A 21,956-nucleotide genomic window follows, 5' to 3' on the forward strand; every position below is an offset into this window, starting at 1 on the left:
CTCTGCTTCACTGCCTTGCGACATATCAGGCCGGGAAGGATTTGCCGGTCAAACCGATTTTGGTCAGTTTGGCACGTGCTTTATCGGCTTCCGCTTCATTCGCAAATGGGCCGATGCGGACACGGATACGCTCACCCGATGCCGTCGCCACTTTTTGCGTATGTGACTTCAAACCTGCTGCCTGCAGCTTCTTCTGCAATTCATTGACCTTGTCCTGCGATGCCAGTGCTGCGACTTGCAATACCACCTTGCCGGATGCGTGAGGAGCAGCGGACGGAACCGGCTTGCCTTCCAGGATAGCGCGTGCCCGTGCCGCTTCGTCCGCCTTGCTAACACTTGGAGCATGCGGTGTTGCTTTTGGTTCTGCGGCTTCCGGCTTGGCGCTCGCTACTTGCGGCTTTTTCTCTGCTTCGGCCGGTTTAGACTCGGCTTTTACCGTTTCTTTGGGCGTTTCTTTAGGCGTGTCCTTGGCCGCAGCAGGCGCAGCTACCGGCGCTGCTGGACCCGGCTCAACGATCTCTTCTTCCGCGCTCAAGGAATTGCTCGGGGCGGTAGCGGCAGCGCTGTCTGCCTTGGCTACCAGCCCGGCTTTGGCTTGTGCCGCCGGAGCGGGTGTGTCTTTGGATGGAATCTGGATATCGATATCGTCAGGCAGCTGTCTCGGCTCGGAGTCCAGGATCATAGGCAAACCGATAATGGCGGCCAGAACCAGTGCAATCGCACCCACTAGGCGGCGGCGCGCACGTTTCTTTTCTGGCAAGACCGGATCTACCGGCTCCTCGCGTCTGTTGCCCTGCTTGCGCTTGCCGCGAGCCGGTTTTTCTTCATCAGCCTGCGAATAAAAATCGCTCTTGCCGGTCGATGAATCCTGCTGATTTTTACGAAGAAACGAGAACAAGCCCATACGATGTAATGTGAAATTCGTCAGTGATGTTCGGAATTACGGAATTCCATGACGCCAGCAACTGTCAGGAACGATCCGAAAACCGCAATTCTATCATTCTCCCCTGCTCGGCTGAGTGCATTTGCAAAAGCTTCTGCAGGTGAGGCAAAGGTGAGGATGCTACGTTCGGTATCACTCGCGGGTGGTATTTCGCCATAAGCATGCACCAGTCGGTCCTTGATCTCGGTCGCACTGGCTGCGCGTGGCAACGGCAAATCAGTCACACACCAGTGGTCAACGCGGCCTTTCAGATGGGCGATGACACCGTCTATATCCTTGTCTTGCATCGCGCCGAACACCGCGTAGGTGTATGGCGCGAAGTTCATATTGTCGAGATTTTGCGCCAAAGTGGCAGCCGCGTGCGGGTTATGCGCCACATCCAGGATGACGGTAGGCTGTCCTGGCAACACCTGAAAACGACCCGGCAAATCGACAACAGCCAGGCCGGTACGTACTTCCTGCGCACCGACCGGCAAGCGCAAGCGCAGCGCTTCCAGCGCCGCCAACACGGATGAGGCGTTTAATAGCTGATTGGCACCGCGCAAGGCCGGGTAACCGAGGGAATTGCGACGACGGCCACGACCACTGAAATTCCACTGCTGCTTGTCACCGGAATAATTGAAATCACGATTGAACAGCCACAGATCAGCGCCTATTTTTTCGGCATGCTCGACCAGCGAAGCTGGCGGCACCGGATCACCGCAAATCGCGGTTTTACCGGCACGGAAAATCCCGGCCTTCTCAAAGCCGATTTTTTCGCGGGTATCACCCAGGTATTCGGTGTGATCGATATCCACGCTGGTCACGATAGCAACATCGGCATCCAGCACATTGACTGCATCCAGTCGGCCACCGAGGCCGACTTCAAAGATCACGGCATCCAGCTTTGCATCTGCAAACAATTGGATGGCCGCCAGTGTGGTGAATTCGAAATAGGACAGGGAAACATCGCCGCGCACCGCTTCCAGCTTGTCAAACGCGGTTATCAATTCCTGATCGCTGCAGGAGACGCCATTCAGACGCATGCGCTCGTTGAAGTGCAGCAAGTGTGGCGAGGTGTACAAACCGACGCGATAACCGGCACGCAAGAGTATCGCTTCCAGCATCGCACAGGTAGAGCCCTTGCCGTTGGTACCGCCGACGATAATCACCGGACACTCGAACTGCACATGCATCGCCTGTTTGACCTGGCGCACGCGATCCAGCCCCATATCTATGGCTTTCGGATGCATCGCTTCCAGGCGGCTTAGCCAGTCAGCCAGGGTCGTGGGATTTTCCATGCAAACTCGTCAGGTAGAGAACACTATGTAAAGGCGAAAACGCAAATAAAAAGCCCGAACGCATAAGGTTCGGGCTTTTTAGACTAAGCCGGGGGATCAGGCCAGGACTTCAGCCGCCTGATTTTGCAACAAGGCCAGGATACGAGCGATTTCTTCGCGCATTTTACGGCGGTCAACAATCATGTCGACTGCACCTTTTTGCACCAGGAATTCGGCACGCTGGAAGCCTTCCGGCAGCTTTTCACGTACGGTGTTTTCAATCACGCGCGGACCGGCAAAACCGATCAAAGCCTTAGGCTCGGCGATCACGACGTCACCCATGAAGGCAAAGGAAGCGGAAACGCCACCCATGGTCGGATCGGTCAGAACCGAAATAAACGGCAATTTCTTTTCTGACAACTTGGTCAACATGGCCGTGGTTTTGGCCATTTGCATTAATGACAACAAACCTTCCTGCATACGCGCACCACCGGTAGCGGTAATGCAGATTAGCGGTACTTTTTGTTCCAGTGCGGTCTGGGCAGCACGGGCGAAACGTTCGCCAACGACGGAGCCCATGGAACCACCCATAAATTCGAATTCAAAGCAGGCTACGACCACTGGCAGGCTCATGATGGAGCCGCCGAGGACAACCAGCGCATCGGTCTCGCCGGTTGCTTCCAGCGCCGATTTCAGGCGATCAGGGTATTTTTTGCTGTCTTTGAACTTGAGGGTATCGACCGGCAGGACTTCCTGGCCGATGTCGTAACGGCCGCCTGCGTCGAGCAAGGCGTCGAGACGGTCACGCGCGCGGATGCGCATGTGATGGTCGCATTTAGGGCAAACGTGGATATTCGATTCCAGATCCGTGCGATACAGGACTGCTTCGCAGGATGGGCATTTAACCCACAAACCTTCCGGGATGGACTTGCGTTGCGCAGCATCGGAACGTTGGATACGTGGGGGAAGTAACTTTTCTAGCCAACTCATCGTGACCTCTTTCAATTTTGTACTGGCCGAATTGTACCGTTTGCACGGCAATTCGCCACAATTACGTGTCGGACAGTATTTTACTTGTCTAACACGACATTTTCATCTTATTCGTCCAAAGCCTTGCGGATACCGGCTATAAACGTTTGCACTCTTTCAACAGCTTGCTCGCGCGGGCTGTTTTCCAGCTCCTGGATGATCCGGCTGCCGATCACAACTGCGTCGGATACTGCCGCAACTGCTTTGGCCGTTGCCGCGTCGCGAATACCGAAACCGACACCGATAGGCAATTTCACATATTTACGGATTGCAGCGATGCGTTCTGCCACTTCCTTGGTATCAATATTGGCCGCGCCGGTCACGCCCTTGAGCGACACGTAGTAGCTAAAGCCGCTACCGAATTTAGCTACTTGCTGGATACGTTCTTCGGTCGAGGTAGGCGACAACAGGAAGATAGGATCCATATCGTTCGCCTTCAAAGTCTCGGCAAATTCTTCACACTCTTCCGGCGGGTAATCCACCACGATGGTGCCATCGACACCGGCCGCCTTGGCCGCCAGTACGAACTTGGTTTGCCCCATGCGTTCGATCGGGTTGGCATAACCCATCAGTACCACCGGTGTGGTGTTATTGGTCTTGCGGAACTCACTGACGAAGCCCAGCACGTCATGCATGCTGACGCCGAATACCAGTGCACGTTCGCAGGCGCGCTGAATGACCGGGCCTTCGGCCATCGGGTCCGAAAAAGGTACGCCCAATTCCAAAATATCGGCACCGCCTGCGACCAGCGCATGCATCAGCGGCACTGTCAGTTCGGGAGCCGGATCACCAGCGGTAATGAAAGGAATGAGACCTTTTTTATTCTTTGCCGCCAACGCGGCCAGGGTGGACTGAATTCTGGACATGGAGATACTTTATAAATTTTCCGGACTGGATGAACCGTAATTTGAGCAACAGGCATCAGAATTCCGCTACTGCTCAGCAGCGGAGTCCTGCGCGCAGATTTAATCGAATTGCAAGCCTATGCGTTGCGCCACTGTATGCATATCCTTGTCGCCACGACCCGAGAGATTCGCCAGCACGACCTTGTCTTTCGGCAGGGTTGCTGCCAGCTTGGCAGCGTAAGCCAGGGCGTGGCTGGATTCCAGCGCCGGAATGATGCCTTCGATATGGCAGCAATCGTGGAACGCCTGCAGCGCTTCATCGTCGGTGATGGTGACGTATTGCGCACGACCAGAGTCTTTCAACCACGAGTGTTCAGGGCCTACGCCCGGATAATCGAGACCGGCAGAAACCGAATGTGTTTCGATGATCTGACCGTTTTCATCCTGCAACAGATAGGTACGATTGCCGTGCAAAACACCTGGCGAACCGGCAGTCAGCGAAGCCGAATGCTTGCCGCTATCCAGGCCCTCTCCTGCAGCTTCGACGCCAACCAGTTGTACGTTCTTGTGCTCGATGTAGGGATAGAAAATACCCATCGCATTCGAACCACCACCGATACAAGCCACCACATAATCAGGCTGACGGCTGGTCATTTCCGGCATTTGTTGTATGCACTCGTTACCAATCACGGACTGGAAGTCACGCACCATCATCGGGTAAGGATGTGGGCCTGCCACCGTGCCGATGATGTAGAAGGTATTTTCGATGTTGGTCACCCAGTCTCGCATCGCTTCGTTCAACGCGTCTTTCAGCGTCTTCGAACCGGATTCAACTGGTACCACTTTCGCGCCCAGCAACTTCATCCGATAGACGTTTTGCGCCTGGCGTTTGACGTCTTCGCTACCCATGTAGACCACGCATTCGAGACCGAAGCGTGCGCAGATGGTCGCGGTCGCCACACCATGCTGGCCAGCACCGGTTTCCGCGATGATGCGCGGCTTGCCCATGCGTTTGGCGAGCAAGGCCTGGCCAATCACGTTGTTGATTTTGTGTGCGCCAGTGTGATTCAGGTCTTCACGTTTGAAGTAAATCTGCGCGCCGCCCATTTTTTCAGACCAGCGTTGGGCATGATAAATCGGACTAGGACGACCAACGAAATGCTTGAGGTCGTAATGGAATTCGGCGAGGAAGGAAGGATCTTTGCTGTAGTGCGCGTACGCTTCTTTCAACTCAGCCAGGGCATGGCTCAGGGTTTCTGCGACAAAGCTGCCGCCGTAAGGACCGAAGTGGCCGCGGGCATCAGGCAGATTGTATGGGGCTGTCTGATGCAAAGCACTTTCTGCAATCGCTTGTCGCTCGGCAAAACTGCCCAGCACGTCTAATTCTTTCATGGCTTTTCTCTTTGCTATTTTGTCTGGTCCGCGGCTGCTGCAACAGCATCTGCTGTGCGTACCGCGGCAATGAAGGCGCGTATTTTGACGGCGTCCTTGATCCCTTTGTCTTGTTCGACACCACTGCTGATGTCGACCGCATAGGGACGGACGCTCAGGACTGCGTCAGTCGCGTTTTGTACGCTCAAGCCACCACTTAAAACGACCCGAGGCGCGATGTTTTCTGGAATGAGAGACCAATCGAAGACCTTTCCGCCGCCGCCATAGCCATCTACAAAGGCATCCAGCAACAAGCCGGTGAACAATGTGCTGGCAGCGCGATAATCAGACTCGTATTCTAGCAAATCGGCCGCCTGCATACCCTCTTTTACGCGAATTGCGCGTATGAAGGGCCGATTTACCGCTTTTGCTATCGCCGCGCAGTGTTCCGGCGTCTCATCGCCATGGAATTGCAGCAAGGCAATAGGAGCTTGCGCAATGATGGCCTGCACTTCTTCCAGCGTCGCATTGACAAATAAACCAACCGGCGTAACAAATGGCGGAATCTGTACGATCAGTTCCCCGGCTGCTGCTGCAGCGATGTAACGCGGGCTCTTCGGATAGAACACGAAGCCGACGGCATCAGCACCTGCCGCAATCGCGCTTTGCACATCCTGCGGCCGCGTCAGGCCACATATCTTGATTCGGGTACGGTGTGTCATTGTGTATGTTTGGTATCAGTCTTAAGACCAAAAGAAATTCTGCACTTCCAGTTGCGGCAACTGCCACTTCGGATCGTAATCGATTTTGGCCAGGTACAAGCCGTCCGGCATGAAGGTCGGTGCGGCGAACTTGCGGTCACGCCCGTCCAGTATTTCCTTCAGCCACTCAGGCGGCTGCGAGCCATTGCCGACATAAATCAGCGAACCGACGATATTGCGCACCATGTGATGCAGGAAGGCATTCGCATGCAGCGTAAACATGATCAGGTCACCGCGCTGCTCTATCTTGATCGAGTACATGCTTTTGACCGGTGATTTGGCCTGGCACTGTACCGAACGGAAAGTCGAGAAATCATGTTCGCCCAACAAGTGTTGTGCCGCAAGCTGCATGCGCGCCACATCCAGCTTGCGGAATACCCAGCCAGCCTTCCCTTCCAGCAAAGGCGAGCGCACCGGATTGTTGTACAGCACGTATTGGTACATGCGCGAACGCGCACTGAAACGCGCATGGAAATTATCCTGCTCGTCCGGACGGTGCGGGACTTCCGTCGCCCACCGCACCGCTATCGATGGTGGCAAAAAGGTATTCACACCACGCACCCAGGACGACATATCGCGTTCCAGTGTAGTGTCAAAATGCACAACTTGCTCCAGTCCATGCACACCGGCATCGGTACGACCGGCGCACACGGTAGAGACATCCTGCAGCGTGAATTTATGCAGGGCGAATTCCAGCCTGTCCTGTACGGTCAGCCCGTTCAGCTGTGTCTGCCAGCCCTGCCACGGCGTACCGTCATATTGCACGCCAAGCACGATGCGTTTGGATACTCCACTCATAGAGAGAATTTACCGGAAAAATCGAAACTAAAAATGAAAACGGGCGCAAGCATAGCATTGCGCCCGTCGATATAACTAACTTATGAATCAGGAAAGCTTGCCCAGCAAGGCTTTGGCTTTCTCCGACTGTTCGCCGTTACCGCCTTTGACCACCTCTTCCAGCAGCTCACGCGCACCTTCGCGATCACCAATTTCCTGATAGGCAATCGCCAGGTCCAACTTGGTCGCCATTTCTGCGTTCGCGGTATAAGTCGATTCGTCACCCAAACCGTCCAGCTCAGGCAGCTCGGCATCTGCGTCAGTTGTCGATGCTGGTTTGTCGACCGGATCCAGTTCCAATGCGATATCGGACAAGTCAAACTCAGGCAGATTCGTCGCGGGCTGGGTTTCACCAAAGCGAGCCGTGTCATGCTCAGGGAAATCCAGTTCGATGTCATCTGGCAGCAAGTAGTCCGGCGTTGCCGCAGGCTGAGGTTCTGCTGCAGGCACCGTAGGTGCGCTCACCTCGGAATCAAAGAACTGCAAGGTATTACCGGATTTGTCAGCAGCTGTTTTCGATATATCGTCGAGGAAATCGAAATCGATGGCAGCGACATCAGCCGGGAATTCGGCTGGTGCGGCTTCCTCGACTACAGGCTTCTCTGCAGTCTTTTCGATATCCAGGCCTTCCAGATCGAAATCCAGATCTTCTACTACTGGTTTGGCTTCTGCGGCGAATGTCGGTTCTTCCTGCTCTGCTTCGGCTTCAGCTTCAGAATTATTGCTGGCGAAGTAAGCTGCTGTACCCAGCGCTGCAGCGCCAGCAGCAACCGGCGCTATCCCCTTCAAGCCCTCAAGATCATCCAGCGGTTGTGTCGGTGCCGTCATCGCCGAAGCTTTTGCTGCGACATCTTCCGGCACTGCACCGTGTGCATACAGAGGATTGCTAGGATCCAGGATCAGGCCCATGGTCGCTGCCTGCGCCCAGTCATCGCCCTCACCTTTGGTCATGCTGTAGAGCTCGGTCGCGAGGATTTCAAACGAACGCACATCATTGCGTGTCGAGTAAATTTCCAGCAATTTGACGCGTACCGCATGACGATCCGGCTGATTGCGCAACGCTTCTTTCAGGATTTCTTCGGCCTGCGCGTCACGACCATACGCGATGTAAACATCGGCTTCTGCAATCGGATCGACTTCATTCGTATCCAGCTGGCTGGCCGATGGAACGAAGTTGGAGTTGAACACACTGTTATTCGTATCTACGCTTTGACCACCGGTAGAGCCAAACAGCGAATTCGACTTCAGGCTGGAATCCGTAATGATGCTGTCTTCAAACGATTTAGGCTGTTGCTTGCGACGACGCGAGCTATAGATACCCAAACCAGCCAGCAAAGCCAGCAAGGCAGCGGCGCCCGGCAAGAACATTGCGTTTTCGGTCAGGTCTTCAAAGAAGCTAGGTTGTGGCGGCGGAGGAGCAACCACGACTGGCTTCTTCGGTTTAACTGGTGCTGGTGCTGGCTCAGCGGCAGGAGCAGCTTCAGCCGGTTTCTCTTCTGCTGCTGGCGGCGTCGCTACCGGAGCTTCAGCCGCTGGTGCTGGTGTTGGCTCTGGCGCAGCAGCCGGGGCTGGTGTAGCTGGCGCTGCAGGCGTAGCAGAGGCGGCTACAGCCGCGGCGGCAGCGGTTTCAGCCTGTTTCTGCTGAGCTGCCAAATCCTTGTTTTTGATTTCAAGGATTTTTTGCAATTCGTTGACGTTCTTTTCCAGTTCCTTGACGCGTGCGTTGGCATCGGCAATCGCCTTGTCCTTCGCGATCAACTCTTCCGCACCTGCCTGGTTCGCCAGTTTGTCAGAGCCACTTGCTGCGCCAGACTTGGACAGTTTCAGCTTGTCTTTGGACTCAGCTCCGGCACCGGATTCATCCTGCACTTTGGCTGTGATTTTGCCGCCATCAGCCTGCTTGGCATCGTCGGATTTTTTCGCCGCTGCATTGGCGACCTGACCTGCCAGTTTGCTACGGTAAGCATTGAAATCCGCCGCTTGTGCGATCACGACGCCACGTGCTTCGGATTGCCCGATGGCTTGCGTGCTGTCCGCCTCAGGTACCGACAGGATTTGTCCGGCACGCAGGCGATTCATATTCTTGTCGATGAAGGCTTCCGGATTGGCGCGGTATAAAGCAACCAGCATCTGATCCAGCGATACGCCACTCGAACGGTATTGATTTGCGATCTTGGCGAGGGTGTCGCCTTTCTTGACCTCGTACTCATTGATCGGCGCTGCCGCAGCTCTCGGTGCTGGCGTCGGTGCAGGGGCAGCACGGACTGGTTTAGGTGCTGCAGCGGGGGCTTCACGCACAGGCGCAACCGGCTCAGGTGCAGGACGCGCTACCGGGGCGGCCGCTGCAACTTCCGGACGGCTTTCTACTGGCCGCGCAGCTGGTGGCGGTGTGATCGCGATAGGAGCTACTTGTGCCGCTTGCGCAGAACGCATTTCCGGCGGGTCCAGCAAGAAGGTGTATTCACGTACCAGGCGGCCTTTATTGCCACCTAGTTCCAGCAACATATCGACGAAAGGCTCATTGATAGGCTGGGTCGAGGTTATCCGTACGATAGGTTGCCCACCACGTTGTTCTACAGCAAAACGCAGCGAAAACAGGCTTGGATTGAAGTCTATATTGGCCTGGCGGAACGCTTCGGCAGAAGCCAGCTTGGGCTGCAGCGAAGCCAGTTCGTCAGGCGCGACCGAAGTTAACTCGATCTCCGCACGCAGGGGTTGCCCCAGCGACGACATAACAGTCAATTTCCCCAGACCCGCTGCATAAGCATTGGATAACACGAGCGCGGAAATGACCGCTGCACTCAGTGTCTTAAGTTTCAGTGAGGAAAGAGTAGAACCAGGATTTGACTGCATTTTGAGTGGCATGGAGAGTATTCCGTTGGCGTTCGTCGGGGACCACAAACAACGCTTGCATATCGTTTTTTCAAGAACTTTCACCATAGCATCATGGACTTACAGGCGCAAGCGCAACCATCTTCGCAACTAATTTAAAACCCGCCAAGCACCTATTTAACAAGGCGAATTGGCGGGTTTATGTTGCGATCTGACAACGATAATTAGGTTTTACTTGCCCAATATGATGCGCAGCATACGGCGCAGCGGTTCAGCCGCGCCCCACAGCAACTGATCGCCGATAACAAAAGCCGAGATGTATTCAGGGCCCTGATTCAGTTTGCGTACACGGCCGACACCGATTTCCAGGCCACCGGTGATGGCAGCTGGGGTCAGTTCTTTCACCGTCACAGCGCGTTCGTTCGGCACCCATTTGACCCATGGATTGGCCGAACGGATGATGTTTTCGATTTCCGCCAAAGGCAGGTCACGTTTGAGCTTGATGGTCAACGCCAGGCTGTGGCAACGCATGGCACCGATACGGACGCACAAACCGTCGACTGGAATGATCTGGGTATTGCCGAGGATTTTGTTGACCTCAGCCTGGCCCTTCCACTCTTCCTTAGACTGACCGTTTTCCAGCTGTGCGTCGATCCATGGGATCAAACCGCCAGCCAGCGGTGCGCCAAAGAATTCGGTCGGTACATCGTTACGGATAGATTCCGCGACTTTGCGATCGATATCCAGGATAGCCGACGATGGAGTCGCCAGTTCGCTGGCAACCGCACCGTGCACCACGCCCATGCCGCTCAGCAGCTCACGCATGTGGTTGGCACCGCCGCCCGATGCGGCCTGGTAAGTCATGGAGCTGACCCACTCGACCAGACCTTCCTTGAACAAACCGCCTACACCCATCAACAGGATGGAGTTGGTGCAGTTGCCGCCGATGTAGTTTTTCACGCCACGGCCCAGGGCATCCTTGATCACATTTTGGTTGACCGGATCCAGCACGATGACCGCGTCATCTTTCATGCGCAGGGTCGATGCTGCGTCGATCCAATAACCATCCCAGCCTGCTGCGCGCAGTTTCGGGAAGATCTCGGTGGTGTAGTCGCCGCCCTGGCAGGTAATAATGATGTCGCACTTCTTCAATGCGTCTATGTCGTTAGCGTCTTGCAGTGTGGTTTCCTTCTTCGCGATCGCAGGCGCTTTACCACCCTTGTTCGAGGTAGAGAAGAATACAGCTTCGATATGGTCGAAATCGCCCTCTTCCTGCATGCGCTGCATCAAGACCGATCCGACCATCCCACGCCATCCGACTAAGCCAACAACTTTCATCATCATTTCCTTCGCTCAGGGCGCTGACAGCCGCCCTATTTATCAATTGGTATGCGGTTTAGTGACTGCTACCGCTCTTATTTACATCAAGCCAATGCTTTAACGACAGCATCGCCCATCTGTGTGGTGCTGACCTTGGTTGTGCCTGCTTCGAAAATATCGACAGTACGCAAGCCTTGTTTCAAGACGGATTTAACAGCCGTTTCAATACGGTCAGCCTGTTCTGTTTTACCCAGCGAGTAACGCAACATCATTGCCAGCGACAGGATTTGCGCCAATGGGTTGGCGATGTCCTTCCCTGCGATGTCCGGTGCCGAGCCGTGCGATGGTTCGTACAGGCCTTTGTTGTTGGCATCCAGTGAAGCCGAAGGCAACATGCCGATCGAGCCGGTCAGCATTGCTGCTGCGTCAGACAGGATGTCGCCGAACATATTGCCGGTAACAACGACGTCGAATTCTTTCGGTGCGCGCACCAATTGCATCGCTGCGTTATCGACATACATGTGGTCGAGTTTGACGTCCTGATATTCCTTGTGCACGTCGGTGACGATGTCACGCCAGAACTGGAAGGTTTCCAGTACGTTGGCTTTGTCGACGCTGGTCAGACGCTTGCCGCGTTTTTGCGCAGCCTGGAAAGCAACGTGTGCAATACGACGAATTTCAGGTTCGGTGTAACGCATGGTGTCGAAACCTTCGCGTTCGCCTTTGAACGGACCATCCGGCGCTGCACGTACGCCGCGCGGCTGGCCGAAGTAGATGTCGCCGGTCAATTCACGCACGATCATGATGTCGAGGCCGGATACGATTTCCGGTTTCAACGACGAGGCACCTGCCAGTTCCGGATACAGGATCGCAGGACGGAAGTTAGCGAACAAACCCAGGTGCTTGCGCAGGCCCAGGATCGCTTGTTCCGGACGCAGCGAGCGTTCCAGTGTGTCGTATTTGAAATCGCCAACCGCGCCAAACAGGATGGCGTCCGCTTCTTTTGCTACTTTCAGTGTCGATTCAGGCAAAGGATGGCCTTGCGCGGCATATGCTGCGCCGCCGACCGGTACTGTTTCGGTTTCAAACTTTTCACCCAAGGCATTCATTACCTTGACTGCCTGATTCATGATTTCCGGACCGATGCCGTCGCCCGGCAGAATTGCAATTTTCATTTGATAACTTCGAGAAGGATTAAAAAAGGATTAGATCGTATTCGACAACCACGGTTGTGCCGCCAGATGACGTTCTTCGAACGCGCGTATCTTGTCCGCCTTTTGCAAGGTCAGGCCGATATCGTCGAAACCGTTGAGCAGGCAATATTTACGGAAAGCGTCGATTTCAAACGGATAGGTCACGCTGCCGTTGCTGGTGCCTATGATCTGTTTTTCCAGATCGATTACCAGATGGAAGCCAGGGAAAGCCTTGACTTCATTGAACAGGTGATCAACTTGCGCTTCAGTCAGGGTGACTGGCAGCAAACCGTTTTTGTAACAGTTATTGAAGAAGATATCAGCAAAGCTAGGCGATACGATCGCGCGGAAGCCATACTGGCTCAAGGCCCATGGCGCGTGTTCACGCGAGGAGCCGCAACCGAAGTTTTTACGGGCCAGCAAAATCGAAGCGCCCTGGTAACGCGGCTGGTTCAGTACGAAATCAGGATTCAAAGGGCGACGCGAATTATCCTGTCCAGGCTCGCCCTGATCCAGATAGCGCCATTCATCGAACAGGTTAGGACCGAAGCCGGTCCGCTTGATCGACTTCAGAAACTGTTTTGGAATAATGGCGTCGGTATCGACGTTTGCACGATCCAGCGGTGCAACCAGGCCATCGAGAATAGTAAATTTATCCATGCTATCCAACTATTAGTACGTGCTGCATTTAACTTGCTGCAGCGCCGATTTCTCATGTTTATCAGACCGGTACAAACACCGTTATCCGACGCGTTTTAACCAGGATTACTTGCCCTGTACTTTTTCACCGAGACGCTCTACGTCGCGACCAAAGCCATGCACGGTATTGCAGGCAGCCAGCGACGAGACAGCGGCGATCAGCAGGAGAAATGAAATCGTTTTCTTCATACTGTCCTCCGCGCTCTTAGTGTTTCAAAGCACGTACATCAACGAAGTGACCTTCGATCCCGGCTGCCGCTGCCATTGCAGGGCTGACCAAGTGCGTACGACCACCCGCACCCTGGCGACCTTCAAAGTTACGGTTGGAAGTCGAGGCACAGCGCTCACCTGGTTCCAGGCGATCTGCATTCATCGCCAGGCACATCGAGCAACCTGGTTCACGCCATTCGAAACCTGCCGCCTTGAAAATCTTGTCCAGGCCTTCACGCTCTGCCTGTTCCTTGACCAGACCGGAACCCGGCACCACCATCGCCAGCTTGACATTCGAGGCGCGATACTTGCCGCGCACGACTGCTGCCGCTGCACGCAAATCTTCGATGCGCGAGTTGGTGCAGGAACCGATGAATACTTTGTCGATACGGATATCGGTAATCGGCGTATTTGGTTTCAGCGCCATGTAGACCAGCGCCTTTTCCATGCCGTCACGTTTGGTCGGATCTTTTTCTTTATCCGGATCAGGTACACGACCGTCAACTGCAACGACCATCTCAGGCGATGTGCCCCAGCTGACTTGCGGTTTGATTTCAGCGGCGCTCAAGGTCACAACCAGGTCGAACTTGGCACCCGCATCGGAGTGCAAGGTACGCCAGTATTCGACTGCGCGATCCCAGTGCGGACCGACCGGCGACAAAGGACGACCTTTGACGTAATTGATGGTGGTTTCATCGACTGCGACCATACCGGCGCGTGCGCCCGCTTCGATCGCCATATTGCAGATGGTCATGCGACCTTCCATCGACAGCGAACGGATGGTCGAACCAGCAAATTCGATGGCATAGCCGGTACCGCCTGCGGTACCGATCTTGCCGATCACGGCCAGCACGATATCTTTAGCTGTCACGCCATCCGGCAATACGCCGTCGACCTGTACCAGCATGGCTTTTGATTTTTGTGCCAGCAACGTTTGCGTCGCCAGCACGTGTTCCACTTCCGAGGTACCGATACCGTGCGCGAGGCAGCCAAAAGCGCCATGCGTCGAAGTATGGGAGTCACCGCAGACGACGGTCATGCCCGGCAGCGTTGCGCCTTGCTCAGGTCCGATCACGTGCACGATGCCCTGACGCTTGTCGCGCATGCTGAAGTAGGTCAGGCCGTATTCGTGCGCATTGCCGTCCAGTGTTTCTACTTGCAGACGCGAAGTAGGATCGGCAATACCGTTGGCACGGTCGGTAGTCGGCACGTTGTGATCCGCCACCATCAGGTTGGCAGAGACGCGCCATGGGCGACGGCCAGCCAGCTTCAAACCTTCAAAAGCCTGAGGGCTGGTAACTTCATGCAGCAAATGGCGATCTATGTAGAGCACAGTCGTGCCATCGTCGCCGGTTTCGACGACGTGCGATTGCCAAAGTTTATCGTAGAGCGTTTGGGCCATGTTTCGTGTGTAAAAGTAAGTCCGCGAGGACCGATAAGGTAGCTCTCGATTATGCCATATTTACGCGATTTCTTTATAGGAAGCCGCGCCACACGGCCGCTGGAAAGCCGGCTAGTTGACTAAAAAGATGAGGTTGACGGCCCGAAAAACAATATCTTGCCGTCTTGTTACTTATTTTCGGGCCTGTTGGTAAAGCGGCATGACGCGCTCGGAATATACGGTCAAATCGCTGATACGGGCCGAACTGGAGGGGTGGGTAGACAGGAAGGCCGGGGTCGAATTGCTGGAAACTTTGCCCATTTTTTGCCACAAGGTGACTGCCGCACGCGGATCGTAACCGGCACGCGCTGCCAGTTCGACGCCGATACGGTCCGCTTCGGTTTCATGGCTGCGCGAGTTAGGCAAGCCTATCAGCCCCATATAGGCAAATTCGGCACCTTGCTGTCCCAGTCCGCCGACACCCAGCAAAGCCGAACCGATAGAGATAAAGCTGCCCGCCACCCGTTGCTCCGACGCACGTTCACGTGCATGTTCGCGCAAGGCGTGTGCAATTTCGTGTCCAATCACGGCCGCCAGCTCATCGTCGCTCACCTGCAGCTTATCGATCAGACCGGTGTACACCGCAATTTTGCCGCCGGGCATACACCAGGCATTCACTTCTTCGGAACTCAGGACATTGACTTCCCATTGCCAGCGTCGCGCGTCCTGGCGAAACACACCGGTTTGCGCAGTCAGGCGATTGGAGATAGCCCTGACGCGCTCTACCTGTGCGGCGTTGCGGTTCAGATTGCCTTTTTTCTTTTCCTCGGCGATCAGTTCGGCGTACTGCTTATTCGCTGCCTGATCCAGCTCCTGCGCTGAAATCATCATGCGCTGCTGGCGATCCACGCCCACCGCCCCGCCCTGCGTGGTTTGCACCGTTTCACAAGCGGATAGCAACAAAATGGCAGAGGCCATCACTAGTGACGACAGAAAAGAATGCCGCTGGACTGGTTTCATTTTCCCTCCATCAAGAATGATTGCACGCTAAGCGCGCAGTAATTAACGGCTGCCTGGAATCGGTGGCGGCGTAACCACCACATCGCCACATTGCGCACGATGACGCAAGGCATGATCCATCAGCACCAGCGCCAGCATCGATTCGGCGATCGGTGTTGCGCGGATACCGACGCAAGGATCATGGCGACCGAGTGTTTCCACCAGTACCGGATTTCCTGCCTTGTCGATGGAATGACGCGCAGTACGGATGCTCGAGGTCGGTTTGATCGCAATCGATGCCGTGATGTCCTGTCCAGTGGAAATTCCGCCGAGGATGCCGCCAGCGTTATTGGTGGCAAAGCCTTCAGGCGTCAATTCATCGCCATGCACGGTACCTTTTTGCGCAACCGATTTGAAGCCTGCCCCTATCTCCACACCTTTGACCGCATTGATACCCATCAGCGCAAAGGCGATTTCAGCATCCAGCTTGTCGTAAATCGGCTCACCCAGTCCGATAGGCACGTTTTGCGCCACCACATCGATGCGCGCGCCACAGGAGTCGCCGTTTTTACGCAAGTCATCCATATAGGCTTCCAACTGCGGCAAGATGCTCGCATTGGCGGCGAAAAATGGATTTTCCGGCACGTGGCTCCAGTCTTCGAATGGAATCTCGATATCGCCCAATTGGCTCATGCAGCCTTTAAAGGTGGTGCCGTACTTTTCAAACAACCATTTCTTCGCAATCGCACCGGCTCCGACTACAGGCGCAGTCAGGCGCGCCGACGAACGGCCGCCGCCGCGTGGATCACGGATACCGTATTTATGCCAATACGTGTAATCCGCATGGCCTGGACGGAAAGTTTCGGTGATATTGCCGTAGTCTTTGCTGCGCTGGTCTTCATTACGGATCAACAGCGCAATCGGCGTACCCGTCGTTTTCCCCTGGTATACACCCGACAGGATTTCGACCGTATCTGACTCCTGGCGCTGCGTCACATGGCGCGAAGTGCCCGGTTTGCGACGGTCCAGTTCAGGCTGAATGTCAACTTCTGACAACACCATGCCAGGTGGACAACCGTCGATTACACAGCCGATAGCCGGACCATGAGATTCGCCGAAAGTAGTGACAGTAAAGAGCGTTCCAAAAGTATTGCCGGACATGATAGTTGCTTATAAACGAAATAAAGTAGTCATTCTACCAGTGGTCAGAAAACAATTAGTTCTAGAAAAAGCATTGCCTCAGGACAAATCGATGTGCAATATACCGTTTCAAAAGCAGGTTTCAAAATTAGAACAACCAATCTCGGAGAAGGCACCATGAGCAAGTCGGTCAGCCATAGCGAGGATGACCTTGTATTTCTGGATAAAACGGTGCGTGTGTCCGGCGACTATAAATCAGGTGCAAATAAGGATGTATGGCAGGTGATGATCATCGGCGCTGACGCCGATGTCCACACCGCGACGGCGTTCGCGCTCAACAACGTCGAAATACAAAACCGGCCGCTGGCATTTTTGCACGCTTATACCGCACAGCAAGCGCGGGAAATACTGGCGCAGGAAGCGCATATCGCGGTCATTCTGCTGGATGTCGATCAGCAGGACGAAGGCCTGCAACTGGTGCATTACATCCGCGATGTCCTGCATCGTGCGGAAGTACGCATCATCCTGCGCACCGACCAGCCTGGCTACACACCGGGGATTGATGCCATCCAGCAGTTCGACATCAACGATTACAAATCCAAATCCGAACTGACCCAGATCAAGCTGTTCACAGTCGTGACCGCAGCAATCCGCTCGTACGAGCAAATCTGCACGATCAATTCAAGCAGCAGCGGCCTGGACATGATCCTGCGCGCCAGTACCGAATTGATGGCCTTGCAAAGCCTGGAAGAATTTGCCACCGGCGTAGTGACTCAGATCGCGCGCCTGCTCGACGTGCCACCCGACGGTTTGTTCTGCGTGCAAGAGCAATTACACAATCAGGAAAACGCCTTGTTTGTGGTGGCGGCGGCCGGTCGTTTTGGTGACCTCATCAATCATCCGCTATCGTCGATAGAAGACGCCAGCATAGACCGCACGCTGACCCGTGCATTGAAAGAGCGGCGGAATATTTACGGACGTGAATTCAGCGCGCTGCACTTCACCGGCAATGCCTCGAGCAATTTCGCCGCATTCTTCCGCACTGGCCGCCCGCTCACCGAAATTGAGCTGCGTTTGCTGGAAGTTTTCTGCAGCAATATCTCGGTCGGCCTCTCGAATATCACGTTGGTCACCCGCCTGCATAATTTCGCTTTCTACGATTCCCTGACCAAACTGCCGAATCGTACCCGCCTCAAGGAAATCATCGACGACAGCCTGTCCTCCAGCAAGGACTTGCCTAGCACGCTGGCGCTAATCGACATTGATCACTTTGCGGAAACCAACGACACACTGGGTCATCAATTCGGCGACCTGCTGCTCTTGTCGGTCGCCACCCGCCTGCAATCGCGTCTGGGTGACCACCTGATCGTAGCGCGCGTTGGTGGCGATACTTTTGGCGTCCTCGGTGACGATATACAAGTTAATCCGGCAGCCATACTCGCACAATTCGAACGTCCGTTCAGTATAGACGGACAAGACGTACAACTATCGGCCACGGTAGGTCTGGTGCGCCTGTCCGAGCATGATGGTCGCGGTGTCGAAGCCTTGAAGAATGCACACATTGCACTCAAGCGCGCAAAGTTTCAGCAACGTACCGGTCATCTGTATTTCTCGCGCAATATGGGTATCGATATACGCGAGCGCGTGAATATGATGCACGCCTTGCGTACCGCATTTGAAGAAAAGCAGTTATCGGTCGTGTATCAACCGCAAATCGATATGCTGACACGACAACCGGTCGGTGCCGAAGCGCTGTTGCGCTGGACTACCGCAGACGGTTCCATGATTTCACCGAACCGCTTCATCCCGATCGCCGAATACTCGGGCTTGATCATAGAACTTGGTGAATGGGTCTTGCGTCAGGCTTGCCAGGAACTGGTACGCATACACAGGCTGGGCTTTACCGACTTCATGATTTCAGTGAATGTCTCGCAAGTCCAATTCCGCCATCCGCATTTCCTCAGCATGCTGCGCAACGCCTTGCATGACACCCAGGCACCACCACATTGCATAGAACTCGAAATCACCGAGTCGATGGCGATGGACGAACCAGATGCCCTGATCAAACTGCTGGATCAGATTACGGCCACTGGCGTCAGCATTGCGATTGATGATTTCGGCACTGGCTTCTCCTCGCTTAGTCACCTGCAAAAACTCAGTGTGGATCGACTCAAAATCGACAGGGCTTTTGTCACTGAAATCACCGACTCGTCACGCGGCAGCAGCATCGCCGAAATGATTATCCAGCTCGGTCGCAACCTGGAACTGGATGTGATTGCAGAAGGTGTGGAAGATGAACGCCAGGCCGCCATCCTGACTGAACTCGGTTGTCCGTTGGGTCAGGGTTACCTGTTCGCCAGACCCATGAATGCAGATGCCTTGCATAGCTGGCTGGTCACACAGAAACCGTAAGAATAAAATAAGGCAGGTATTTACCTGCCTTATTTTTTATCCCCTACCCTGTCATTTACGCGCACCACGCAACTGTGCCACGCGCTCACGCAACACCTCAGGCGTCACCTCATTCACGGCCATAGGCTGACCCACCACCAACTCGAGTTTGGAGAATGGCCCACTGCGGAAAGAGCGTTGGAAAGGATTGTCAGCGCTACGTGTCCACAAGCTACCCCACAAGCCGCGCAAAGCCATCGGTATCACGGGTACCGGTGTGCGCTCCAGTATTTTCATGATGCCGCCTTTGAATTCATTCAACTCGCCATCACGCGTCAACTTTCCTTCGGGGAAAATACATACCAGCTCACCACGCTCCAGCGCACGCGCAATACTGCCGTAAGCTGCTTCCATGATTTGAGCATCTTCGCTGGCTGGTGCAATCGGAATCGCGCGTACTGCCTTGAACAAGGCAGACAGCAAAGGAATTTTAAAAATCCGGTGATCCATCACAAAGCGCAAAGGACGCGGACTGGTCGCCAAAATCACGATCGCATCCATATAGCTGACGTGATTACACACCAGGATAGCGCCGCCCTCAGCCGGAATACGCTCTGCGTTGAATGTGCGTACCCGGTGCGTGGTGTGCAGCATCAGCCATGCCAAGAAGCGCAGCAGGAATTCAGGTACTACGGTAAAGATATACAGCGCCACGATCGCATTCAGGATGGCGGTCACCATAAACAATTGCGGAATGCTTAATCCCATATTCAGCAAGACCATGGCCACCAGTGCAGCGACCACCATGAACACCGCATTCAGGATATTCATCCCGGCGATGGTGCGCGACATATGCTCCGGATCGCAACGCGTCTGTATCAAGGCAAACAAAGGCACGATGTACAAACCGCCGAACACGCCTATCAACAGGCAATCCGCGAGTATGCGCAGGCTGCCGTGTTGCTGCAGGAAACCCGAAATATCAACCAGCGTAGTGTTGGTATAACTGATGCTGGCAAGGAAGAGATCAAAGCCGAATACCGACAAACCGATCGCGCCAAACGGCACCAAACCAATCTCGACCTTATGACCGGATAAGCGTTCGCACAACAAGGAGCCAGTGCCGATACCGAGCGAAAATATCGTCAATAACAAGACGAAAATGCTGTGGTCGCCATGCAGATAATCTTTCGCATACAGCGGGAATTGCGCTAGCAGGATCGCACCATAAAACCAGAACCAGGAGTTCGCCAGCATCGATAAAAAGACCGGGCGATTTTGTTTCGAATACCGAATATTGCGTACTGTTTCAGTCGCCAGATTCCAGTTAATTTTCAGCTCAGGCGCAGGTGCAGGTGATAGCGGAATCGCGCGACTGGCCAGCCATCCGGCACAGGCGATCGCAATCGTGCCGCCCGCCACCAGCTCTATGCCCCACGGCTTGTGCAATACCAGTACCGCACCCAATACTTCACCCAGCAGAATGCCGACAAAGGTTCCCATTTCAACCAGGCCGTTGCCACCGACCAGTTCGTCGGGTGCCAACTTCTGCGGCAGATAGGCGTACTTCACCGGTCCAAACAAGGCCGAGTGCAAACCCATCCCTGCAACGGCGGCGATGAGCAACCATAAATCGTGGCGCATCCAGCCTATCGCCGCCATCAGCATGATGGCGATCTCCAGCAATTTGATATAACGCACGAGCCCGGATTTCTCAAACTTGTCGGCCAGTTGGCCGGCGATTGCCGAAAACAAAACGAAAGGCAGGATAAACAAACCCGGGATCAGGTTATTCAGGAACCCCCTATCCATCGTGGTCCAGCTCAACGCTTCAAAAGTCAGCACCGTCAGCAAGGCAGTCTTGAATACATTATCGTTAAACGCACCGAAAAACTGGGCCCAGAAAAATGGCGCGAAACGGCGTTGTGTCATCAACTTGAATTGACTGGGCTTACTCATGGGTGTCCATATAACGGTTCGTGGATGCGAGCGCACGACCGACGCGCGCGTTCAGATATCTGGCGATTGTAAGGGATATAAATGACAAAAAGCCGCTCGCATACCCAAACGGATATGCGGGCGGCTTTTACTTGACTACTGCAGCTCAGCCGTCTTGTTCGTTCGCGACAGCTGGCCAGTCCTGTATATACGACTTCAGCATTTTGTTTTCAAAGCTTTGCGCCTCGAGCACGGCTTTTGCCACGTCGTAGAAAGAGATGACGCCAACCAAAATTTTTCCATCCAGCACTGGCACATAACGCGCATGCTTTTCCAGCATCAGCCGTCGCACCTCGTTGATCTCGGCATCGGAAGTGATCGTGATCGGATGTTTATCCATATAGCGCCGCACGGTATCACCACCTACCGCCCCGCCATTCGCATGGATAGTCGCCATGACCTCGCGAAAAGTCAGCATACCAATCAGATTGCCCGCCTCCATCACAACCAGAGAACCGATGTCTTTTTCCGCCATCGCATTAACTGCATCCAGCATCGGACTATCTGGTGTTACCGTGAAAAGAATGTTTCCTTTTACTTTAAGTATTTCGGATACTTTCATGGCACCGTCCTCAAGAGTTATGGTTGTACTTCGGACACTTCCAATGTAGCTCAAGCTCTGGAAAAAATCCACAATACTCTCTGGCGGCCAAATAAACGGATGGCGCTAATGAGACAAGCTTGCCCTTACATGCTCTGCGTCAATAAGGCTTGCATAGTCACCGGGCGAGGACTACCCTGACACTGT

The 21,956-nt window shown here is 54.5% G+C and carries 18 protein-coding genes; 1 reads left to right on the forward strand and 17 read right to left on the reverse strand.

Annotated elements, in window-relative coordinates:
• Positions 1-25: 25 nt before the first annotated feature.
• From IXC47_RS02820 to aroC, 15 genes are all read right to left on the reverse strand, one after another.
• Positions 26-904, reverse strand: a complete 879-nt coding sequence (locus tag IXC47_RS02820) for an SPOR domain-containing protein (protein WP_195874625.1) — start codon at positions 902-904, stop codon at positions 26-28.
• A gap of 20 nt (positions 905-924) precedes the next feature.
• The gene (folC, locus tag IXC47_RS02825; protein WP_175625619.1) at positions 925-2,223 is read right to left on the reverse strand and encodes a bifunctional tetrahydrofolate synthase/dihydrofolate synthase; all 1,299 of its coding nucleotides are present in this window, start codon (positions 2,221-2,223) and stop codon (positions 925-927) included.
• Between the two features lie 96 nt (positions 2,224-2,319).
• Positions 2,320-3,192 (reverse strand): acetyl-CoA carboxylase, carboxyltransferase subunit beta, encoded by an 873-nt coding sequence (accD, locus tag IXC47_RS02830; protein ID WP_175625618.1) that lies wholly within the window; start codon positions 3,190-3,192, stop codon positions 2,320-2,322.
• A 107-nt stretch (positions 3,193-3,299) separates the two neighbouring features.
• Positions 3,300-4,097, reverse strand: coding sequence for a tryptophan synthase subunit alpha (gene trpA / locus IXC47_RS02835; protein WP_175625617.1), 798 nt, complete (start codon positions 4,095-4,097; stop codon positions 3,300-3,302).
• Between the two features lie 99 nt (positions 4,098-4,196).
• The gene (trpB, locus tag IXC47_RS02840; protein WP_175625616.1) at positions 4,197-5,468 is read right to left on the reverse strand and encodes a tryptophan synthase subunit beta; all 1,272 of its coding nucleotides are present in this window, start codon (positions 5,466-5,468) and stop codon (positions 4,197-4,199) included.
• Between the two features lie 14 nt (positions 5,469-5,482).
• On the reverse strand, positions 5,483-6,169 hold the full coding sequence (locus tag IXC47_RS02845; protein ID WP_195874626.1) for a phosphoribosylanthranilate isomerase: 687 nt from the start codon (positions 6,167-6,169) through the stop codon (positions 5,483-5,485).
• Between the two features lie 21 nt (positions 6,170-6,190).
• Positions 6,191-7,006: a tRNA pseudouridine(38-40) synthase TruA gene (gene truA, locus IXC47_RS02850; protein ID WP_195874627.1), complete on the reverse strand. Its 816-nt coding sequence runs from the start codon at positions 7,004-7,006 to the stop codon at positions 6,191-6,193.
• 87 nt (positions 7,007-7,093) lie between these two features.
• Complete coding sequence (locus tag IXC47_RS02855) at positions 7,094-9,910, reverse strand: FimV/HubP family polar landmark protein (RefSeq protein WP_195874628.1); 2,817 nt, start codon at positions 9,908-9,910, stop codon at positions 7,094-7,096.
• 198 nt (positions 9,911-10,108) lie between these two features.
• A complete protein-coding gene (gene asd / locus IXC47_RS02860) occupies positions 10,109-11,215 on the reverse strand; it encodes an aspartate-semialdehyde dehydrogenase (RefSeq protein ID WP_175626081.1) in 1,107 nt (368 codons plus the stop codon).
• A gap of 86 nt (positions 11,216-11,301) precedes the next feature.
• On the reverse strand, positions 11,302-12,372 hold the full coding sequence (leuB, locus tag IXC47_RS02865) for a 3-isopropylmalate dehydrogenase (RefSeq protein WP_012080022.1): 1,071 nt from the start codon (positions 12,370-12,372) through the stop codon (positions 11,302-11,304).
• Positions 12,373-12,402: 30 nt separating this feature from the next.
• Positions 12,403-13,050, reverse strand: coding sequence for a 3-isopropylmalate dehydratase small subunit (gene leuD / locus IXC47_RS02870; RefSeq protein ID WP_175625612.1), 648 nt, complete (start codon positions 13,048-13,050; stop codon positions 12,403-12,405).
• A 105-nt stretch (positions 13,051-13,155) separates the two neighbouring features.
• Entirely contained in the window at positions 13,156-13,278 is a 123-nt protein-coding gene (locus IXC47_RS02875) for an entericidin A/B family lipoprotein (RefSeq protein WP_124573805.1), read from the reverse strand.
• Between the two features lie 16 nt (positions 13,279-13,294).
• Positions 13,295-14,701, reverse strand: coding sequence for a 3-isopropylmalate dehydratase large subunit (gene leuC / locus IXC47_RS02880; protein ID WP_195874629.1), 1,407 nt, complete (start codon positions 14,699-14,701; stop codon positions 13,295-13,297).
• Positions 14,702-14,872: 171 nt separating this feature from the next.
• Positions 14,873-15,700, reverse strand: a complete 828-nt coding sequence (locus IXC47_RS02885; RefSeq protein WP_195874630.1) for a M48 family metallopeptidase — start codon at positions 15,698-15,700, stop codon at positions 14,873-14,875.
• 42 nt (positions 15,701-15,742) lie between these two features.
• Positions 15,743-16,840: a chorismate synthase gene (gene aroC / locus IXC47_RS02890; RefSeq protein WP_175625609.1), complete on the reverse strand. Its 1,098-nt coding sequence runs from the start codon at positions 16,838-16,840 to the stop codon at positions 15,743-15,745.
• A 156-nt stretch (positions 16,841-16,996) separates the two neighbouring features.
• Here aroC and IXC47_RS02895 point away from each other — a divergent pair, with 156 nt between their 5' ends.
• Positions 16,997-19,231, forward strand: a complete 2,235-nt coding sequence (locus tag IXC47_RS02895) for a putative bifunctional diguanylate cyclase/phosphodiesterase (RefSeq protein WP_195874631.1) — start codon at positions 16,997-16,999, stop codon at positions 19,229-19,231.
• 51 nt (positions 19,232-19,282) lie between these two features.
• Here IXC47_RS02895 and IXC47_RS02900 read toward each other — a convergent pair whose 3' ends face one another.
• The gene (locus IXC47_RS02900; protein WP_195874632.1) at positions 19,283-21,169 is read right to left on the reverse strand and encodes an MFS transporter; all 1,887 of its coding nucleotides are present in this window, start codon (positions 21,167-21,169) and stop codon (positions 19,283-19,285) included.
• 145 nt (positions 21,170-21,314) lie between these two features.
• Positions 21,315-21,770 carry a CBS domain-containing protein gene (locus tag IXC47_RS02905; RefSeq protein ID WP_124573799.1) on the reverse strand — a complete coding sequence of 152 codons (456 nt, stop codon included), beginning with the start codon at positions 21,768-21,770 and terminating at the stop codon, positions 21,315-21,317.
• Between the last annotated feature and the right edge of the window lie 186 nt (positions 21,771-21,956).

The sequence above is a fragment of the Herminiimonas contaminans genome (assembly GCF_015645465.1).
GTDB lineage: Bacteria > Pseudomonadota > Gammaproteobacteria > Burkholderiales > Burkholderiaceae_D > Oxalicibacterium > Oxalicibacterium contaminans.